Annotated in this window: 21 protein-coding genes; 10 read left to right on the top strand and 11 right to left on the bottom strand. The window is 63.5% G+C overall.

Annotation, left to right across the window (positions count from 1 at the left end; all coding sequences use genetic code 11):
* Nucleotides 1–45 precede the first annotated feature (45 nt).
* Nucleotides 46–972, top strand: a complete 927-nt coding sequence (locus ACM6UT_RS08715) for an ABC transporter ATP-binding protein (RefSeq protein ID WP_416796949.1) — start codon at nucleotides 46–48, stop codon at nucleotides 970–972.
* Nucleotides 969–1,730 carry an ABC transporter permease gene (locus tag ACM6UT_RS08710; RefSeq protein WP_416796948.1) on the top strand — a complete coding sequence of 254 codons (762 nt, stop codon included), beginning with the start codon at nucleotides 969–971 and terminating at the stop codon, nucleotides 1,728–1,730. Before ACM6UT_RS08715 ends, ACM6UT_RS08710 begins: the two co-directional genes overlap by 4 nt.
* Before the next feature lie 15 nt (nucleotides 1,731–1,745).
* Here ACM6UT_RS08710 and ACM6UT_RS08705 read toward each other — a convergent pair whose 3' ends face one another.
* The 3 genes from ACM6UT_RS08705 to ACM6UT_RS08695 are packed head-to-tail and all read right to left on the bottom strand — an operon-like array spanning nucleotide 1,746 to nucleotide 3,484.
* On the bottom strand, nucleotides 1,746–2,447 hold the full coding sequence (locus ACM6UT_RS08705) for a TIGR02281 family clan AA aspartic protease (RefSeq protein ID WP_416797088.1): 702 nt from the start codon (nucleotides 2,445–2,447) through the stop codon (nucleotides 1,746–1,748).
* Nucleotides 2,444–2,665 (bottom strand): DUF1289 domain-containing protein, encoded by a 222-nt coding sequence (locus tag ACM6UT_RS08700; RefSeq protein ID WP_416796947.1) that lies wholly within the window; start codon nucleotides 2,663–2,665, stop codon nucleotides 2,444–2,446. Before ACM6UT_RS08700 ends, ACM6UT_RS08705 begins: the two co-directional genes overlap by 4 nt.
* Before the next feature lie 36 nt (nucleotides 2,666–2,701).
* Nucleotides 2,702–3,484 (bottom strand): adenosylcobinamide-GDP ribazoletransferase, encoded by a 783-nt coding sequence (locus ACM6UT_RS08695; protein ID WP_416796946.1) that lies wholly within the window; start codon nucleotides 3,482–3,484, stop codon nucleotides 2,702–2,704.
* A 128-nt stretch (nucleotides 3,485–3,612) separates the two neighbouring features.
* Between ACM6UT_RS08695 and cobT the strand changes: the two genes are divergently transcribed.
* Nucleotides 3,613–4,635, top strand: coding sequence for a nicotinate-nucleotide--dimethylbenzimidazole phosphoribosyltransferase (gene cobT, locus ACM6UT_RS08690; RefSeq protein ID WP_416796945.1), 1,023 nt, complete (start codon nucleotides 3,613–3,615; stop codon nucleotides 4,633–4,635).
* On the top strand, nucleotides 4,628–5,035 hold the full coding sequence (locus ACM6UT_RS08685) for a diacylglycerol kinase (RefSeq protein ID WP_416796944.1): 408 nt from the start codon (nucleotides 4,628–4,630) through the stop codon (nucleotides 5,033–5,035). The genes cobT and ACM6UT_RS08685 overlap by 8 nt, the downstream gene beginning before the upstream one ends.
* Nucleotides 5,036–5,068: 33 nt before the next feature.
* Here the strand turns inward: ACM6UT_RS08685 and ACM6UT_RS08680 are convergent, their stop codons facing one another.
* Complete coding sequence (locus ACM6UT_RS08680) at nucleotides 5,069–6,604, bottom strand: sensor histidine kinase (RefSeq protein WP_416796943.1); 1,536 nt, start codon at nucleotides 6,602–6,604, stop codon at nucleotides 5,069–5,071.
* A gap of 120 nt (nucleotides 6,605–6,724) precedes the next feature.
* Between ACM6UT_RS08680 and ACM6UT_RS08675 the strand changes: the two genes are divergently transcribed.
* The 4 genes from ACM6UT_RS08675 to ACM6UT_RS08660 are packed head-to-tail and all read left to right on the top strand — an operon-like array spanning nucleotide 6,725 to nucleotide 9,136.
* Nucleotides 6,725–7,303, top strand: a complete 579-nt coding sequence (locus tag ACM6UT_RS08675; protein WP_416796942.1) for a thermonuclease family protein — start codon at nucleotides 6,725–6,727, stop codon at nucleotides 7,301–7,303.
* Between the two features lie 19 nt (nucleotides 7,304–7,322).
* The gene (locus ACM6UT_RS08670; RefSeq protein WP_416796941.1) at nucleotides 7,323–7,934 is read left to right on the top strand and encodes a glutathione S-transferase; all 612 of its coding nucleotides are present in this window, start codon (nucleotides 7,323–7,325) and stop codon (nucleotides 7,932–7,934) included.
* A gap of 11 nt (nucleotides 7,935–7,945) precedes the next feature.
* Nucleotides 7,946–8,590 (top strand): uracil-DNA glycosylase family protein, encoded by a 645-nt coding sequence (locus ACM6UT_RS08665; protein ID WP_416797087.1) that lies wholly within the window; start codon nucleotides 7,946–7,948, stop codon nucleotides 8,588–8,590.
* 57 nt (nucleotides 8,591–8,647) lie between these two features.
* On the top strand, nucleotides 8,648–9,136 hold the full coding sequence (locus tag ACM6UT_RS08660; protein WP_416796940.1) for an Lrp/AsnC family transcriptional regulator: 489 nt from the start codon (nucleotides 8,648–8,650) through the stop codon (nucleotides 9,134–9,136).
* 13 nt (nucleotides 9,137–9,149) lie between these two features.
* Here ACM6UT_RS08660 and ACM6UT_RS08655 read toward each other — a convergent pair whose 3' ends face one another.
* The 3 genes from ACM6UT_RS08655 to ACM6UT_RS08645 all read right to left on the bottom strand — a co-directional run bounded on the left by ACM6UT_RS08655 (nucleotide 9,150) and on the right by ACM6UT_RS08645 (nucleotide 11,070).
* Entirely contained in the window at nucleotides 9,150–9,836 is a 687-nt protein-coding gene (locus tag ACM6UT_RS08655) for a DNA alkylation repair protein (protein WP_416796939.1), read from the bottom strand.
* The gene (locus ACM6UT_RS08650; RefSeq protein ID WP_416796938.1) at nucleotides 9,833–10,702 is read right to left on the bottom strand and encodes an NAD(P)-dependent oxidoreductase; all 870 of its coding nucleotides are present in this window, start codon (nucleotides 10,700–10,702) and stop codon (nucleotides 9,833–9,835) included. Before ACM6UT_RS08650 ends, ACM6UT_RS08655 begins: the two co-directional genes overlap by 4 nt.
* A gap of 95 nt (nucleotides 10,703–10,797) precedes the next feature.
* The gene (locus tag ACM6UT_RS08645; RefSeq protein WP_416796937.1) at nucleotides 10,798–11,070 is read right to left on the bottom strand and encodes a helix-turn-helix transcriptional regulator; all 273 of its coding nucleotides are present in this window, start codon (nucleotides 11,068–11,070) and stop codon (nucleotides 10,798–10,800) included.
* A gap of 79 nt (nucleotides 11,071–11,149) precedes the next feature.
* On the opposite strand from ACM6UT_RS08645, the gene ACM6UT_RS08640 reads away from it, so the two are divergent.
* Nucleotides 11,150–12,940 carry a cation:proton antiporter domain-containing protein gene (locus ACM6UT_RS08640; RefSeq protein ID WP_416796936.1) on the top strand — a complete coding sequence of 597 codons (1,791 nt, stop codon included), beginning with the start codon at nucleotides 11,150–11,152 and terminating at the stop codon, nucleotides 12,938–12,940.
* Between the two features lie 10 nt (nucleotides 12,941–12,950).
* On the opposite strand, the gene ACM6UT_RS08635 is transcribed toward ACM6UT_RS08640, so the two are convergent.
* A complete protein-coding gene (locus ACM6UT_RS08635; RefSeq protein ID WP_416796935.1) occupies nucleotides 12,951–13,757 on the bottom strand; it encodes a methyltransferase domain-containing protein in 807 nt (268 codons plus the stop codon).
* A 159-nt stretch (nucleotides 13,758–13,916) separates the two neighbouring features.
* Here ACM6UT_RS08635 and ACM6UT_RS08630 point away from each other — a divergent pair, with 159 nt between their 5' ends.
* The gene (locus ACM6UT_RS08630) at nucleotides 13,917–14,639 is read left to right on the top strand and encodes a DUF2270 domain-containing protein (protein WP_416797086.1); all 723 of its coding nucleotides are present in this window, start codon (nucleotides 13,917–13,919) and stop codon (nucleotides 14,637–14,639) included.
* 7 nt (nucleotides 14,640–14,646) lie between these two features.
* Here ACM6UT_RS08630 and ACM6UT_RS08625 read toward each other — a convergent pair whose 3' ends face one another.
* From ACM6UT_RS08625 to ACM6UT_RS08615, 3 genes are all read right to left on the bottom strand, one after another.
* Nucleotides 14,647–14,913 (bottom strand): usg protein, encoded by a 267-nt coding sequence (locus tag ACM6UT_RS08625; RefSeq protein ID WP_416796934.1) that lies wholly within the window; start codon nucleotides 14,911–14,913, stop codon nucleotides 14,647–14,649.
* Between the two features lie 239 nt (nucleotides 14,914–15,152).
* Nucleotides 15,153–15,983 carry an ABC transporter permease gene (locus ACM6UT_RS08620; protein WP_416796933.1) on the bottom strand — a complete coding sequence of 277 codons (831 nt, stop codon included), beginning with the start codon at nucleotides 15,981–15,983 and terminating at the stop codon, nucleotides 15,153–15,155.
* Nucleotides 15,980–16,780 (bottom strand): ABC transporter permease, encoded by an 801-nt coding sequence (locus ACM6UT_RS08615; protein WP_416796932.1) that lies wholly within the window; start codon nucleotides 16,778–16,780, stop codon nucleotides 15,980–15,982. The genes ACM6UT_RS08620 and ACM6UT_RS08615 overlap by 4 nt, the downstream gene beginning before the upstream one ends.
* Nucleotides 16,781–16,834: the final 54 nt, after the last annotated feature.

Here is a 16,834-nt window from a genome sequence, read left to right as displayed (position 1 = left end):
GTCTCTATATAGAGGGTTCACGACCCGTCAGGAGCTTCTTCCCCCATGTCTCCGATCCTATCCATTCGTGATCTCAAGAAGACTTATGCCAACGGTTTCGAAGCCCTCAAGGGTGTCTCCCTCGACATCGCGGAAGGGGAGATCATAGCACTTCTCGGCCCGAACGGCGCCGGCAAGACCACGCTGATCTCGATCGCCTGCGGCATTGCCAATCCGAGCGGCGGTCAGGTGCTGGTGGCCGGCCATGACGTCGTCAGTGAGTTCCGGAAGACGCGGTCGATCATCGGCCTCGTTCCGCAGGAACTGACGACCGATCTTTTCGAGACAGTGTTCAACACGGTGAGCTTCTCGCGGGGGCTCCACGGCAGAAAGCCGGATCCCGCCTATATCGAGAGCATCCTCCGCGAGCTGTCGCTCTGGGACAAGCGCGACAACGCGCTGCGTGAACTTTCCGGCGGGATGAAGCGGCGCGTGCTGATCGCGAAGGCGCTGGCGCACCAGCCGCGCCTTCTCTTCCTCGACGAGCCGACGGCGGGTGTCGACGTCAACCTGCGCAAGGATATGTGGCAGCTCGTCTCGCGGCTGCGCGAGGGCGGCGTGACGGTGATCCTGACGACGCACTATATCGAAGAGGCCGAGGAGATCGCCGACCGCATCGGCATCATCGACCATGGCGAACTGCTGCTGGTCGAGGACAAGGATACGCTGATGCGCAAGCTAGGGCGCAAGCAACTCGCCATAGATCTCGTCGAGCCCATCGAGGCGGTGCCGCCGCATCTTGCGGCCTGGCAGCTCGAGCTTTCGCCCGACGGGACGCAACTCATCTACGACTACGACCGGCAGACCAATCACGGTGGAATTACCGGCCTGCTCTCCGCCATCGAGGCGGCGGGCGTGCGGTTCGCCGACCTCTCGACGCGGCAGTCGTCGCTCGAGGACATCTTCGTTTCGCTCATCGGAGAAAAGGCATGAATGTCGAGGCGATCAAGGCGATCTATTTCTACGAGATGGCGCGCACTCGCCGGACGTTGCTGCAAAGCGTGGTGTCGCCGGTGGTCTCCACGGCGCTCTACTTCATCGTCTTCGGTGCGGCCGTCGGTTCGCGCATGCAGGAGATCGGCGGGGTCGCCTATGGCGGCTTCATCACGCCCGGCCTCATCATGCTGACGCTGATCTCCCAGTGCGTGATGAACGGGTCGAGCGGTATTTATTTCCCGAAATTCACCGGGACCATCTACGAGGTTCTCTCCTCCCCGGTCGCGATGACGGAGATCCTGATCGGCTATGTCGGGGCGGCGACCACCAAGGGCATGATGATCGGTCTCATCATTCTCGCGACGGCTGCCTTCTTCGTCGATCTGTCGATCGCGCATCCCTTTCTCATGCTGTTCTTCATGCTGATGACCGCGGTCACCTTCAGTCTCGCCGGATTCATCATCGGCATATGGGCGAAGAACTTCGAACAGTTGAGCCTCGTGCCGATGCTGGTCATCCCGCCGCTCATCTTCCTCGGCGGGACCTTCTATTCGGTCGAGGTGCTGCCGCCGTTCTGGCAGACGGTCAGCCATTTCAACCCGGTGCTCTATCTCGTCAGCGGCTTCCGCTGGAGCTTTTTCGAGATATCGGACGTCCAGCCGCTCATCAGCATCCTGATGATCTTCGCCTTCCTCGCGCTCTGCCTCGGCTTTCTCGCGTGGGTGTTCAGGACAGGCTACAAGCTTCGCAACTGATGGCGGGAGACCGCCTCAGTCCCTGAGGCGCAGCTCATCCGACTGCATCTGCAGCGACTGCAGGGTCGACAGGAAGCTCATGCCGAGCAGGCTCTGGTCGAGCTTGCCTTCCTCGACCACGAGCCCTTCGACATCTGTGCGAAGGATCGGACCGATCGCAACCTCCCGGAGCCGCGCCGGGGCGGCCATGGCGCGACCGTTTGCCGTCAGGATCGTCCGGGTGAAGTTCAAGCGCGCCGGATCGATGCCGATCCGCAAAGCATCGTCGTAGCTCAGGGCGACCGCACTCGCGCCCGTGTCGACGATCATCGGCACCGGCACACCGTCGACATCGACGCTCGTCACGAAATGGCCGCCGAGCGATTTGTGCAGCACGACCTCCTTGCCGCCGTCGGTCGCGGTCACGACGACAGCCCGGCCGGGGACGAGCCCGGCCAGCAGCCGCTCGCCGACGGAGCGGAGCTCGCCGCGATAGAGATAGCCCGTAACCAGCGCGAGGATGATCAGCAGCCAAAGCGCCATCTGGCGCACAGTTTCGCCGAGGCTTCTCCGGCTTGCGAGGATGCCGGCCGAGAGCAGCAGTGCGAACGGCAGCAGCCGGATCAACTCGCCGAAGCTATCGTCGTCCATGCCGAAGTTGCGGGCGCCGCCGTTGGTGAACAGGAGCACGACGAGGCCGAAACCGAGAATGAGGAAGACGACGAGAAGTCGCATCAGCCGTTCTCACGCTCCCGCGCCATGCGGCTGCGGCGGGTCTCGCGGCGCGGCTTCCGCTCGACGGCTTCGAGCCTTGCGGGGAGGCTCGCCATGATCTCCCGGCGCTCGGCGTCCGAGTAGGAGGTCCACAGTGCGATCTCGTCCTTCGTGCGGCCGCAGCCGAAGCAGAAACCGGTCTTCATGTCGATCGAGCAGACGAGGATGCAGGGCGATTCCATCGGCGTTCCTTGTGGTGCCTCCTCTATATCGTCCGGTCAGGAACTCACTGCAAGGGCGATGAGCGCTGCGGCCTCGCAGACCTGCTGCGTCGCGCCGATGGTATCGCCCGTATGGCCCCGGAGCTTCTTCCTGGTCAGGGAGGTGAAGGCGGCGGCGGCAAGTGCCGCGGTCGCCAGGGTGACGATCGTCGTGAAGGGCGACGTGGCGGGCAGAATGAAGAGGACGGTGAGGAGTGCGCCGCTGACGAGCGCCGTCTGCAGGGCTTGCTTCTCCGGCATGCCTGCCGCCGCGGCGACGCCCTGCGTGCGGGCGGAGGGCAGCGCCGACCAGTGCCAGACCATCAGCGTCCGGCTGAGCGCGGCGACGCCGATGACGCACGCGGCCGCGCTGAGCGGCGAGGTTGCCGTCACGAGCTGGGAAAGCGCGGCGATCCTGAGGCCAAGAATGAGCACCAGCGCCACTGCGCCATAGGAGCCGACGCGACTGTCCTTCATGATCTCGAGCGCGTGTTCGCGGTCGCGGCCGCCACCGAAACCGTCGGCCGCGTCTCCGAGGGCATCCTCGTGGAGGGCGCCGATCGTCAGCACCTGCGTCGTGACGGCGCAGACGGCAGCGAGCAGCGGGCCGGCGCCTGCCGCAAGCATGATCGCGAGGACGGCGGCACCGGGTGCGGCAATCACCACCGCTGCCGCGGCAAAGGCGCGCACCGTTCGCGATAGCTTGCCCTCATATCCCTCAAAGACATGCGCTGGAATCGGAATACGGCTCAGGAAACCGACGGCCCGTGCCGTATCGTTCAAGAATTCGCGCAAAGCCATAGTTGCCTGGTGCTCCGTTGCGTTCGCGACAGCATTGGCCGCGATTTCGGTTGTTGCGGTGGCCGGCGCTCAGTATTAGAGGAACCCACAAAGCCGATTTGGCGGGAAAAGACAAGGAAGCCTCCTTCATGACTGTGACCGGTCTGCCGTTCGACGATTTCCGTGCGCTGCTGCGCGACCTCCCGGGGCCGGAGACCGCTGCCCTCGTTGCTGCACGTGACCGTGACCGGCAGTTGACCAAGCCTCCGGGTTCGCTCGGCCGGCTCGAGGAGATCGCCATGTGGCTCGCCGCCTGGACCGGGCGTCCTCCGGCGGTCAATCGCCCGCTGGTGGCGATCTTCGCCGGCAATCACGGCGTCACGAAACACGGCATCACGCCGTTCCCGTCGTCCGTCACCCAGCAGATGGTCGAGAATTTCGCCGCTGGCGGAGCCGCGATCAACCAGATCTGCTCGACCTTCGACCTCGGCCTCAAGATCTTCGACCTCGCGCTCGACTACCCGACCGGCGACATCACCTGCGAGGCGGCGCTTTCCGAGCGTGACTGCGCCGCGACCATGGCCTTCGGCATGGAAGCGATCGCCGGCGGCACTGACCTCCTCTGCATCGGCGAGATGGGGATCGGCAACACGACGATCGCCGCGGCGATCAACCTCGCACTCTACGGCGGCACGGCCGAGGAATGGGTCGGCCCCGGGACCGGCTCGCATGGGGAACTGCTGGAGCGCAAGATCAATGCCGTGAACACGGCCGTCGAGTTCCACCGCGCCCATCTGGACGATCCACTCGAAATCCTGCGCCGTCTCGGCGGACGCGAGATCGCCGCCATGGCCGGCGCCATCCTGGCTGCCCGCGTGCAGCGAATTCCGGTCCTGATCGACGGTTACGTCGCGACCTCGGCCGCCGCCATCCTCAAGGCTGCCAATCCCTCGGCGCTCGATCATTGCCTGATCGGCCACGTCTCCGGGGAACCGGGCCACCTGAAGGCCATCGAGAAGCTCGGCAAGACGCCGCTTCTGGCGCTCGGCATGCGTCTTGGCGAAGGTACGGGTGCAGCCCTTGCCGCCGGGATCGTCAAGGCCGCCGCTGCCTGCCATTCCGGCATGGCGACGTTCGAGAGCGCGGGCGTGAGCAACCAGACCGATGGCTGACGAGAAGCGCCGAGACGCGGCTCCCATCGACGAGACGGGCAATCCCATCCGCAAGGAAACGGGTGTTGCACATTTCTTCGCGGCCGCACGCTATTCGCTGCAGGGCTTTCTGAGGCTTTACGAGGAGCCGGCCTTCCGTCATGAGTTGCTCGCCTTCGGTGCCGGCCTTGTCCTGTTGTGGCTGGTCGGGGCCAGCTTCGGCGAGGTCGTGACCTACCTCGTCCTGATGCTACTGCTTTTTGCCGTCGAAGCCCTCAACACGGCGATCGAGGAACTCGTCGACCGCGTGTCACCGGAAATTTCGACGGTCGGGCGCAATGCCAAGGACCTCGGTTCCTTCGCGGTGTTCTGTCTTCTCGTCGCGAACGCCGGTTTCTTCGCCTATACCATCTTTTTCTGATTACCGCTGAGGCCGGCGTGCTGACGGCCAGGTTCAGGCGAACTGGCGCCTGCGCGGCTGGATGGCCTGCGTTTCGGAGACGGCCGGAATGCTCTGCAGCACGCGGCGTGCCGGCAGGATGGCGATGACTTCCGTGCCTTCCCGCAGTTTCGACTTCAATTTGAACTCGCCGCCATGCTTGGCAAGGATCGCCTGAACGATCGGCAGGCCGAGACCGGTTCCCTGTTCTGCACTCTTGATCGCGACCGACCCTTGTCCGAAGGCCGAGAGTACGATCGGGATTTCGTTTTCGGGGATGCCGGGACCGTTGTCGCGGATCGAGACGTACTGGCCGCCGCCCGCCGTCCAGCCGGCCTTCACGAGGATTTCGCCGCCTTGCGGCGTGAACTTCACTGCGTTCGACAACAGGTTCAGGACCACCTGGCGGATCGCTTTCTCGTCAGCCCAGACATCGGGCAGGTTCTCCTCGAACTGCTCCTCGATGGTGATGTTCTTCCCCTTCGCACGCAGCTGCACCATGCCGATGCAGTCTTCGGCGAGGTCGAGCAGCGAAACCGCTTCTTCATGCAGTTCGAACTTGCCCGCTTCGATGCGCGACAGGTCGAGGATCTCGTTGATCAGGTTGAGGAGATGCTGGCCCGAGCGGTGGATGTCGTCGGAATATTCCTTGTAGAGCGGATTGTTGAGCGGTCCGAGCACTTCCGTTGCCATAACCTCGGAGAAGCCGAGGATGGCGTTGAGCGGCGTGCGCAGCTCATGCGACATCGACGCGAGGAAGCGTGATTTGGCGAGGTTCGCCTCTTCGGCCCGCCGGCGTGCCTCGTCGGAAAGGGATTTTGCCACCTCGAGTTCGGCGATCAGGTCGTCCTTCTCGCTCTGGAAGGAAAGGAGCTTCAGATTGTTGTGGTAGAGGCGCAGCGTGATGAAGAAGAAGAACACCAGCGCGATCGTGAACATGCCGAGGAGGCCGGCCTCAAGCGGCGCGCGCGTCGTGGCGGTCGTGTAGGTGAGGGCCGCCACGGTCGGAAGGAAGCCGAACACGACGGCGCCCCTGAGGAGTATGTTCGCCATCGCCGTGACGGACAGGACGATGAGCAAGACCGCGCCCTTGATGAGGACGACTGTATCGCCCGAGCAGGCTTCACACCCCTGCAAGGCAAAAAATGCCCAGCAGACGCCCATGCCGGCCTGCCCGAGGAGCAGAAGGCGCCGCCATCTCGTGGTCGCAAGCGTCGCCCGGTCGCGCTTGGAGATGTGCCGGACAAGCAGGATGTTGAGGGAGTGGACGGTGAGCGTCAGCAGTGCCCAGGAATAAATCCAGGGCGCGAGGTTCACATAGGCGCCGAGGCCGCCGGCGAGAAGCACCATGAACGGGACGACCGCTGCTCCGTGAAGAGCGGAGTCGACGTGCATCCCAAGTATTTCACGATCGAAGGCCGGCGAGCCGGAGTGGCTCGATTGCAGCCGTTCGCGCATCGTGCGAACCGCTTTCGACACAGCCTTGTTACGGTGGCTGCGGGAAAGGTCGACGATGTTCTTGTCGGCCGTAGTGGAGACGCCTTTACTCATGCTTCAAAATGTCGTCTGTCGCGATGATGCGAGGCTAACGGCAAAAGATTAAGAAGATGCTCTCGAAAAGGATTTGTTTGCCATGCTCGAAAAGCCTTCGTTCGTGAAGAAGGCCGGATTGTGACGGGTTTTCGGCGCAGTCTTCGCGACGGCGTGGTCGGCATTTCCATGCTGCTGCTCGCGCTGCTGATCGTTGCGAAACTCGATCGCAAGGCGGAAGAGGATTTCTCCGGGGACCTGGTCGCCGTTGACGGGGACACGCTTTCAAACAGGCAGAGTCGGGCGAGGCTCGAAGGCATCGATGCGCCCGAGCTCTCGCAGACGTGCAAGGGTCGCGGCGGAGAGGTGTGGCGCTGTGGTGCAGAGGCAAGGCGCCGCCTTGCCGGGTTGTTGGCAGCTCCCGGCTTTCTCTGCAAGGGCGGTGCGCTCGATCGGTATGACCGTCTTCTGGTGCGCTGCCGGGCGGGAGAGGTCGACGTCAACGCGCTCATGGTCCGGGAAGGTTTCGCGGTCGCCTATGGCGGCTATGCGGCGGAGGAGGAGGCCGCCCGCCGTGACCGCATTGGCATCTGGAGCGGGGTCTTCGACCGCCCGGAGGTATGGCGGCGGGCGAACGGTCTGGACGCCGGCGAGATGGCTCCCGCCGATGCCGGCGCCCTTCTTTTTGCTTTTCTCCGGCGGCTCTTTGGTATCAATTGACCGCACACGGAGAAGACAGATGAAGCTATATGATGGCGGGCGGGCGCCCAATCCGCGCCGGGTTACGGTGTTCCTGAAAGAGAAGGGCATCGAAGTCGAAACCGTGCCGGTGGACATGAACGCCCTCGGCCACAAGGCGCCGGAACTCACCGCCAAGAACCCGCTGCAGCGCCTCCCGATCCTCGAACTCGACGACGGTACGGTGCTTTGCGAATCCGTCGCGATCTGCCGTTATCTTGAGGAACTTCAGCCGGATCCGCCGCTTTTCGGGGTCGACGCCCGGGATCGCGCGATCGTCGAAATGTGGAACCGCCGCGCCGAACTCATCTACTTGGCCGCCGTTGCCGCAGCCTTCCGGCACATCCATCCGGCGATGGTGTCGTGGGAAGTGCCGCAGGTGCCCGAATGGGGTGAGGTCAACAAGCCGAAGGCGATCGAATTCCTGCGCTTCCTGAACGACGAGCTTGCCGAACGTCCCTTTGTCGCCGGGCAGCGCTACAGCATTGCTGATATTACCGCGATGATTGCCTTCGACTTCATGAAGCCGGCACGCATCACCTGCCCGGAGGAGTTCACCCATGTATGGCGCTGGTACAGGGAGGTCGCCTCCCGTCCGAGCACCGCCCTTTGACCGGCCTGTCGATGGCCGAGGACCGACTGGAGCAGTTGCGCAGGGAAATTGCGCTTTGCCGGATTTGCCGCGACACGCCGCAGGGCGGGCCAGCACACCGCCTGCCGCACGAACCGCGCCCGGTCGCCGTTCTTTCCGAGGCGGCGCGCATCCTGATCGCCGGCCAGGCGCCCGGTCTTCGGGTGCATGAGACGGGGTTGCCCTTCAACGACGCCTCCGGCGACCGCCTGCGGCAATGGATGGGGGTGGACCGCGAGACGTTTTACGACCCGGACCGCTTTGCCATCGTGCCGATGGGTTTCTGCTTCCCCGGCTACAACAGCAAGGGCCACGACCTGCCGCCGCGTCGCGAATGCGCGCCTGCCTGGCGCAAGCGTGTGCTCGCCGCGATGCCGCAGGTCGAGCTTATCCTTGCCGTCGGGCAATACGCGCAGGCCTGGCATCTCGGCAGCCGGCGCAAGCGAACGCTCGACGAGACGGTGCGACATTGGCGAGACTACTTCCACGATGCCGAATCGCCCGCGCTGCCCGTATTGCCGCTGCCGCATCCGAGCTGGCGAAACACGGGATGGCTGAAGAAAAATCCTTGGTTCGAGCAGGAGTTGCTTTCCGTCCTGCGCGGGGAAGTGGATCGTTTGTGTTCTTCGCCTTTGTAAGCTTTCAAAACGGAGAATCTCCGCTATACCGGGAATAATTTTCCGAAGGATCATGGCATGGACCGTCTCGACCGAAAGATTTTGCGCATACTCCAGGAAGATTCTACGCTCGCCGTGGCCGATCTCGCCAAGAAGGTCGGGCTTTCCACGACGCCCTGCTGGCGCCGTATCCAGAAGATGGAGGAGGATGGCGTTATCCGCCGGCGGGTGGCGCTTCTCGATCCGGGCAAGGTCAACACCAAGGTGACCGTCTTCGTGTCGGTCCGCACCAATACCCACTCGATCGAGTGGCTGAAGCGCTTCTCCGAAGTGGTCGTCGACTTTCCGGAGGTCGTCGAATTCTACCGCATGAGCGGCGACGTCGACTATCTCCTGCGTGTGGTGGTGCCGGATATCGCCGCCTACGACGCCTTCTACAAGCGGCTGATCGCCCGCATCGAGATCCGCGACGTCTCCTCCGCCTTCGCCATGGAGCAGATCAAGTACACGACCGAGCTGCCGCTCGACTACATGATCCTGGACCATCAGAAGTCCCAGGAGGATTGACCTCTTTCGAGGCTCAGTCCTTCAGGCGTTCCAGCACCTTCTCGCTCGTAAGCTCGCGCACGGCATCCCTGCCGATCCAGCGCGCGGTCTTGTCCGCGCCGGTGGCAAGCTTCTCCGCGAGTGCGAGCGCCGGGCCGTGGCAGGTCCGATTGCGCTTGCCGATGTTGCGGAGCGCCCAGTTCACGGCCTTGCGGACGAAATTGCGTTCGTCTTCCGCGTGAGCCTCGATCTGCGCCAAGTAGCCGAGGATCAAGCCGTCCGGCTCCTGTTTCAGGTGGACCGCCGAGGCGATCATCGAAAAGGCCGTGCGGCGCACGAATTCGCGTTCGTCGGCGGCGAATTCGGGAATGAGGTCCTCGAGTCGGGCGGACACGAAGAGGTCCGCGGCCGCGTCGACGATCTCCCAGGATGCGAAATCGCCGGCGAGGCGGCGAGCCGTTGCGGCGTCGAGTGTCTTCGGGTCCAGCGTGTAGAGTGCCAGCATCCGTGCTTCACGGATACCGGTCTCCCAGAGTTCGAGCGCCCGGGCGGGATTCTTCTTCACCTGCCGGGCGATCTTCTGCATCACCGGGTTGGAGATGCCGAGCGCGTTGTCGGTCGCGATGCCGAACCGGCCCATGCCGGCGATGTTCTCGTCGTTCCTCAGCGATCTGAGGAAGGCGACGATCTCGTCGGTGGTCGCGGCCGACCCGAGGGTCATTTTTCCAGCCGCGCGAGAAGCGAGGACGTGTCCCAGCGCTTGCCGCCGAGCTTCTGGACCTCGCCGTAAAACTGGTCGACCAGCGCGGTGACGGGCAGAGCGGCGCCGTTGCGGCGGGCCTCGGAGAGCACGATGTCGAGGTCCTTGCGCATCCAGTCGACGGCGAAGCCGAAGTCGTACTTGCCCTGGTTCATGGTCTTGTAGCGGTTTTCCATCTGCCAGGAGCCGGCAGCGCCCTTGGAGATGACTTCGATAACCTTTTCAATGTCGAGGCCGGCTTTCTTACCAAAGTGAATCCCCTCGGCGAGGCCCTGGACGAGGCCGGCGATGCAGATTTGGTTGACCATCTTGGTGAGCTGGCCGGCGCCGGCTGGTCCCATCAGCCCGACCATCCGGGCATAGGCGTCGATGACCGGCCGGGCGCGGTCGAAGACCGCTTCGTCGCCGCCGCACATCACGGTCAGCACGCCGTTCTCCGCACCCGCCTGTCCGCCGGAGACGGGCGCGTCGATGAAGTCGCAGCCTTTGGCTTTCGCGGCGTCATAGAGTTCGCGGGCGACTTCGGCCGAGGCGGTCGTGTTGTCGATCAGCACGGCGCCGGCCTTCATGCCGGCAAGCGCGCCGTCCGGGCCGATGGTCACCGTGCGGAGGTCGTCGTCGTTGCCGACGCAGGTGAAGACGAAGTCGGCATCGCGCGCCGCTTCCGCCGGGGTGGCGGCCGACCGGCCACCGTGCTGGTTCACCCAGCTCTCGGCCTTGGCGGCCGTCCGGTTATAGACGGTGAGGTCATGGCCTCCCTTCGCCTTCAGATGTCCGGCCATGGGATAACCCATGACGCCCAGTCCGATGAACGCTACCTTCGCCACGACTCTTCTCCTTCTCCTGCCTTGATGGCCGAAGAATTAAAGCAAGCCCGGACGAGACGAAAGCGCGGAACGCGGTTTATTCCGGTCGGCGCGCATCAGTGTTTCGGCTCTTCGGGCCGTTTGGCGGAACAGAGCGTCATTCCGACGTTCTCGATGTCGAGAAAACGGGCACCGCCGGCCTCGAGCGCGCGCCGCAGCTGCACCTCGGTCGCACGGTGATTGCCGTGACGGGCACTTTCGTAGTCCCGAACCGTGCCCCGCGAGACCTCAGCGCGCTCGGCGAGTTCGCCTTGCGTCCAGCCGAGCAGTCCCCGTGCCGCCCTGCACATCTCGGGTGTCAGGCAATGTGTCTTGGAAGGTTGACCCATGCGTTCATTTTGACCATATTGATCAATATCGTTCTTATTTATCATTTTTCTCAGCCGAACACCAGATGGAGGGCCGCGGATGCACGGAGAGATGCCACTGATATCGACCATCGTGGGAGGTATTGTGCTGGCGTTCATACTGGGTCTTCTGGCCCAGAGGCTTCGATTGCCTCCGCTCGTCGGCTATCTCTTCGCGGGCATCCTCGTCGGTCCATACACGCTCGGTTTTGTGGCGGATCAGGACCTTGCGCCGGAGCTTGCCGAACTCGGCGTAATTTTGCTGATGTTCGGCGTGGGCCTCCATTTTTCATTGAAGGATCTGCTTTCGGTGCGGGCGATCGCCCTGCCGGGCGCCGTCGTACAGATCGGGTTCGCAACCTTCCTGGGATGGGCAATGGCCTCCTTCCTCGGCTGGCCCCTCGGCGGCAGTCTGGTTTTCGGCCTCGCGCTTTCGGTCGCCTCGACCGTCGTGCTGCTGAGGGCATTGCAGGAGCGGCGCTTGGTGGAGACCGAGCGCGGCAAGATCGCCGTCGGCTGGCTGATCGTCGAGGACCTGGCCATGGTTCTGGCACTGGTGCTCATTCCCGCCTTCGCTTCGGTCGGCGGCGACCCCGCTCACGCCGATCCGCTCGCCGTGGGTCTCAGCAACGCGCTCGGCATCGAGCTCGGGATCGGCAGCATTCTCGCGGTGACTTTGCTGAAGGTCGCGCTGTTCGTCGCTGTGATGCTGGTTTTCGGTCGCCGCATGATTCCGTGGCTTCTTCACTACATGGCGCATACCGGTTCTCGGGAGCTCTTCCGTCTCGGCGTCCTGGCCATCGCCCTCGGCGTGGCATTCGGCGCGTCGACGCTGTTCGGCGTTTCGCTGGCACTCGGCGCCTTCTTCGCCGGCATGGTCCTTTCCGAGAGCGAGCTTTCCCACAGTGCCGCGCAGGAAAGCCTGCCGTTGCGCGATGCCTTCGCCGTGCTGTTTTTCGTTTCCGTCGGCATGCTGTTCAGCCCCGGCATCATTTTCGAGCACCCGATCGCCATCCTCGCCACGGTCTTCATCATCGTGATCGGCAAGTCGCTCGCGGCGTTCCTGATCGTGCTGCTGTTCGGGAAGGGCATTTCGACGGCCCTGACGATTTCCGCGAGCCTTGCGCAGGTGGGCGAGTTTTCGTTCATCCTCGCAGAACTCGGTGTCGGGTTGAACCTGCTGCCACCGGAAGGACGCGACTTCATTCTTGCCGGTGCGATCATCTCGATCATCCTGAACCCGCTCGTGTTCTATCTCTCGGAGAGGATGCGCCCCACCTTGGAGGCCCGGTTCTCGAAGAAGGCAACGGAAAGCGCGGAATCCGCCAGGCAGACCTTGCCTGCTGAAGGAACGGCACTTGTCGACGCCAATGGCGACAAGATCCGTCCGACGACGCTTTCGCGGCATTGCGTGATCGCCGGGTGCGGCCGGGTAGGCGGCATCGTCGCCGCCAATCTGAAAGCGTCGAACACCGCATTTCTCGTCGTCGAGGATGCCGACCTGAAGGTTGCGGACCTGAAAGCCGCCGGAATCGAGGTCATCCCAGGCAATGCGAGTTCGACGGACGTGCTCGATCTCACCAATCTTACCGAGGCGAGCAGTATCGTCGTGGCGATCCCCAACGCGTTCGAGGCGGGCAACGTCGTCAGCTACGCGAAGAAGACGAACCCGCGTCTTCTGATCGTCGCGCGGGCTCATTCAGATGCGGAGGTGGAGCATCTGACGAAACTCGGCGCCGACACCGTCATCATGGGCGAACGAGAAATCGCCAACGGCATGCTGAAGCGGCTCGACCAGATCCTGCACGCCGATGCTGGCGGCGAGGGAACCGTCGCCCCGAGAGATCAGTAGGCGTACCGGATCAGGCGAGGCGTGCGATCGCCAGATGGCCGGGGCTCGGCTCGCCATCCTGCATGCGCACGTTGATGTCACCAATTTCGATGATCTCGAAGCCGGTCTGTTGTAGCCGCTCGCGGATATAGGCCTCCGAATGCAGGAAGCGCTGGTGCGGGCCGACCATGTAGGCGCGGCCATCCCCGGCGGGGAGGGTCTCGGAGGAGAAGACGAAGATGCCGCCGGACACCATGTTCTCGGCGGCGCCGAAGAAGAGCGGCTCGAGCGCGCCGAGATAGGGCAGCACGTCCGTCGCGGTGATGAGGTCGAAGGCTTCCTCGTCGTTGTCCTCGAGGAAGTCCTCGACCTCGGCGACGTAGAGCGTCTCGTAGAGGTCCTTCTCGTGGGCGAGCTCGACCATGTTTTCCGAGATGTCGATGCCGGTGATGTCGCCGACCATGTCGCGGAGCGCGCCGCCGGTGAGGCCTGTGCCGCAGCCGAGGTCAAGCATGCGCCGGAAGGGACCGAGGCCGAGCGCCTGCAGGCGCTGGCGAACCATCATCGGCACCGCGTAGCCGAGTTGCTCGACGAGGATGTCCTCGAAGGCCTCCGCATGCTGGTCGAAAAGGGTCTCGACATAGGCGTCCGGGGCCTTCGGCGGCGTCTCACCACGGCCGAGCGCGGCGATGCGGACGGCTGCGCCGCCGTGATCCTCGGGGTCGAGTTCGAGAACGTGCCGGTAGGCCTCGACGGCGGCGTCGACATTGCCGGCCTTTTCGAGCGCCAGCGCGCGGTTATAGGCCTCCGCCAGTGCTTCTTCGTCGATCTTTGCCATGTGGAAGCTCCTCGGGAGGTGTTCGTCTTCCGGCGCCGGGCGCCGCGAGGCCCGGGTCTACAGGCTCCGGGCGGATTTGGCAATGCGGGTGCCCGGAACCTCAGGGCGACTTCCCCGTTGTAGGAGCATTGCTTGATGCATCAGCGTTCCGGGGGAAACATGGCCGACGAGTCTCCGCTGCGTGGGGCAATCGTGCACGAGGCGCGCAGGCCGCCGACACTGCCCGTCACATCTGCCGAAAAGGCGAACCTGATCATTCACTACTACCGCGGCGAGATCGGCCGCATGATCAGCTGGCGCGACCGTATCGACCGGAGTTCCAACTGGGCGATCACCGTTGTCGCCGGTCTGCTTTCGGTGTCCCTGTCGACGCCGACCTCGCACCACGGCGTCGTGCTCTTCGCTATGCTGCTCATCTCGCTCTTCCTGCTGATCGAGGCGCGCCGCTATCGGTTCTTCGACGTCTATCGTGCGCGCGTCCGCCAGCTCGAGCGCTATTATTTCGCCCAGGCGCTGTGTCCGGACGACGAGCTCAATCCTGACTGGGCCGCGGCGATCGCGAAAAGCCTGCGTCAGCCGACGTTTCTCATCAGCTATCGTGAGGCGCTTTTCCGTCGCATTCGCCGCAACTACTGCTGGATGTACATGATCCTGCTGCTGGCCTGGATCCTGAAGATCTCGACGCCGAAACTGCTGCCCGACCAGCCGCGGGCAGATCTGGTCCATTCGCTGGCGCAACTCGTCCACAATGCGGCGCTCGGCGCCGTGCCCGGCTGGGTCGTGCTGACGGTCGTCGGTCTCTGGCACGCCGGTATTCTCTATGCCGCCCTCCACAGGGAACCCGACGAGGGCGAATTCGCCCACGGCGAGGTTCATGTGTGATTTCCCCTCAATGGAGGATGAACTCGCCCTTCAACGCCCGCCACTCGCTGGCACCGATCAGCCGGCGGTGGACGTAGCAGACCGAATGGAGCGGACCGTCGAGCTTTTCCTGCCAGAATTTCAGGAAACTCTTCATCTCCGGAAATTCCGGCGCGAGATCATAGTGCTGCCAGACATAGGTCTGCAGCACTGCGGGGTGATCCGGCATCCGGTAGAGGATTTGTGCAGTCGTCAGGCCGTAGCCCTTTAACATCATTTCCATGTCGTGGTTCATCGCAGCCTCGCAACGCTGTTCCCATTGCCTTCCCGCCGGAACGAATGGCGTTTGCCGCTTCTGTCGTACCCCGACGGGGTCTTTACCAGACACGATCATGGAAGCACCGCTTTGTTTAAATGAAGCTTAATATTTATCCGAACTTGGAAAAATTACGTTTTCAATCAGACGGTTGGCAGTTCTCAACGGTGAGTGCTGCCAGCGCCGCCCTGCCTGTCTTGCGGGGCGGCGCCGTGAGGTTACCGTTTGAGGTGGCGGGTCAGGCGGGCTTCGAGAGCTGCCCAGACGTGACGCATCGTCTCGACGATCGACAGGTAGAAGACCGCGGCCCAGAGATAGGCCTGATAGTCGAAGGTGCGCGAGAAGGTGTAGCGGGTCTGGCCCATGAGATCGAACACGGTGACGACGGCGACGACCGCCGAGCCCTTGATCATCAGCACGATCTCGTTGCCGTAAGGACGAAGGGCCACGATGAGGGCCTGCGGCAGGATGATCTTCCAGAAGGTGACGAAGGGCGAGAGGCCGAGAGACTTCGCGCCCTCGATCTGCCCGCTTGGAACGCTCTGGATCGCGCCGCGCAGGATTTCGGCCTGGTAGGCGGCGGTGTTCATGGTCATCGACAGCAGTGCGCAGTACCAGGCCTCACGGAAGAACCACCAGAGGCCGACCGCTTCGATCTGCGGACGGAAGCTGCCGAGACCGTAATAGATGAGATAGATCTGGGCGAGCAGCGGCGTTCCGCGGAACACGTAGACGTAGGCGTAGGAAATCGCGTTGAGCAGCCGGTTCTTCGACATCCTGGCAAAGGCAATCGGCATCGAAAGGAGAGCGCCGAAAAAGATGGAGGCGAAGACGAGTGTTGCCGTGACCCATAGGCCGGAAAGGTAGCGCGGCCCGTACTTGACGAATTTGTCGGTGTCCCAGTTGCTGACCATCATGTAGATCAGCGAAAGCGCCAGCAGCCCCCACAGGGCGAGGCCGACATAGCCGACCAGCCGGCCCATGGTCGGCGGCTTCGCCGGAAGGACAGGGGCGGGGCGCGGGGCGATGAGTTCGGTCGTATAGCTCATCGGTGTGCCTCCGCACGATGGCTCCAGCGGTCGATGAGACTGAGCCCGCCCGACGAAAGGACGGCGAGGCCGAGATAGAGGCCGCACGCCAGCACATAGAAGAAGAACGCTTCCTTGCTGACCTTCGCCGCAACGCCCGTCTGGCGCAGGATGTCGGTGAGCCCGATAACCGAAACGAGTGCCGTATCCTTCAGGAGGTTCATCCAGAGGTTCCCGAGGCCGGGAAGGGCGATGCGGATCAGCTGCGGCAATATCACGAGCCGCATCGTTCGTCCGCGGTGAAGGCCGAGCGCATCGCCGGCTTCATACTGTCCCTGCGGAATGGCGCGGAAGGCCGAGAGCAGTACTTCCGAGCAGTAGGAGGAGAACACGACCGAGAGCGCAATCATGCCGGAGACGAAGGCGTTGATCTCGACACGCTCGTCATAGCCGAAGGCGTTGAGCAGGGCCTGGATCGCCATCTGCAGGCCATAGTAGACGATGAAGAGCGTGAGGAGCTCCGGAAGGCCGCGGAAGATCGTCGTGTAGATGCCGCCGGCCAGCCGCAGGATCTTGTCCTCGGACTGCATGGCGAGCGCGATCAGGAACCCCATCAGCAGCCCGACGGGCAACGTCGCCAGAGACAGCGTCACCGTCACCTTGACGCCGAAGGCGATTTCGTCGCCCCAGCCCTCGGGGCCGCACGATGCCAGTGAGGAGCCGAAGAGAGTAAAGAGGCCTGCCGGTCCGCAGAACGGATCAAACGTATATTGCACCCAGGCCCAGAGTGCGCCGATCGCGGAAAGTAATCCGCTCATGCCTGTTCCCCTGTCGCGGTCTGCGCCGCCTTGTCCTTATTTCCGTTCGCACGA

Origin of the sequence: Ciceribacter azotifigens (assembly GCF_048159625.1) — a bacterium.
Taxonomy (GTDB): domain Bacteria; phylum Pseudomonadota; class Alphaproteobacteria; order Rhizobiales; family Rhizobiaceae; genus Allorhizobium; species Allorhizobium azotifigens.
The sequence above is the reverse complement of the archived record's forward strand: the minus strand, read 5'-3'. Positions and strand labels throughout refer to the sequence as shown.

Bases quoted from the DNA above. Each gene is read 5' to 3' on its own strand.
- ACM6UT_RS08640 (WP_416796936.1), top strand. From the start codon at position 11,150: ATGCACGGAGAGATGCCACTGATATCGACCATCGTGGGAGGTATTGTG.
- ACM6UT_RS08630 (WP_416797086.1), top strand. From the start codon at position 13,917: ATGGCCGACGAGTCTCCGCTGCGTGGGGCAATCGTGCACGAGGCGCGC.
- ACM6UT_RS08685 (WP_416796944.1), top strand. From the start codon at position 4,628: ATGGCTGACGAGAAGCGCCGAGACGCGGCTCCCATCGACGAGACGGGC.
- ACM6UT_RS08700 (WP_416796947.1), bottom strand. From the start codon at position 2,665: ATGGAATCGCCCTGCATCCTCGTCTGCTCGATCGACATGAAGACCGGT.
- ACM6UT_RS08625 (WP_416796934.1), bottom strand. From the start codon at position 14,913: ATGAACCACGACATGGAAATGATGTTAAAGGGCTACGGCCTGACGACT.
- ACM6UT_RS08645 (WP_416796937.1), bottom strand. From the start codon at position 11,070: ATGGGTCAACCTTCCAAGACACATTGCCTGACACCCGAGATGTGCAGG.
- cobT (WP_416796945.1), top strand. From the start codon at position 3,613: ATGACTGTGACCGGTCTGCCGTTCGACGATTTCCGTGCGCTGCTGCGC.
- ACM6UT_RS08615 (WP_416796932.1), bottom strand. From the start codon at position 16,780: ATGAGCGGATTACTTTCCGCGATCGGCGCACTCTGGGCCTGGGTGCAA.
- ACM6UT_RS08670 (WP_416796941.1), top strand. From the start codon at position 7,323: ATGAAGCTATATGATGGCGGGCGGGCGCCCAATCCGCGCCGGGTTACG.
- ACM6UT_RS08665 (WP_416797087.1), top strand. From the start codon at position 7,946: ATGGCCGAGGACCGACTGGAGCAGTTGCGCAGGGAAATTGCGCTTTGC.
- ACM6UT_RS08635 (WP_416796935.1), bottom strand. From the start codon at position 13,757: ATGGCAAAGATCGACGAAGAAGCACTGGCGGAGGCCTATAACCGCGCG.
- ACM6UT_RS08660 (WP_416796940.1), top strand. From the start codon at position 8,648: ATGGACCGTCTCGACCGAAAGATTTTGCGCATACTCCAGGAAGATTCT.
- ACM6UT_RS08620 (WP_416796933.1), bottom strand. From the start codon at position 15,983: ATGAGCTATACGACCGAACTCATCGCCCCGCGCCCCGCCCCTGTCCTT.
- ACM6UT_RS08680 (WP_416796943.1), bottom strand. From the start codon at position 6,604: ATGAGTAAAGGCGTCTCCACTACGGCCGACAAGAACATCGTCGACCTT.
- ACM6UT_RS08695 (WP_416796946.1), bottom strand. From the start codon at position 3,484: ATGGCTTTGCGCGAATTCTTGAACGATACGGCACGGGCCGTCGGTTTC.
- ACM6UT_RS08655 (WP_416796939.1), bottom strand. From the start codon at position 9,836: ATGACCCTCGGGTCGGCCGCGACCACCGACGAGATCGTCGCCTTCCTC.
- ACM6UT_RS08710 (WP_416796948.1), top strand. From the start codon at position 969: ATGAATGTCGAGGCGATCAAGGCGATCTATTTCTACGAGATGGCGCGC.
- ACM6UT_RS08715 (WP_416796949.1), top strand. From the start codon at position 46: ATGTCTCCGATCCTATCCATTCGTGATCTCAAGAAGACTTATGCCAAC.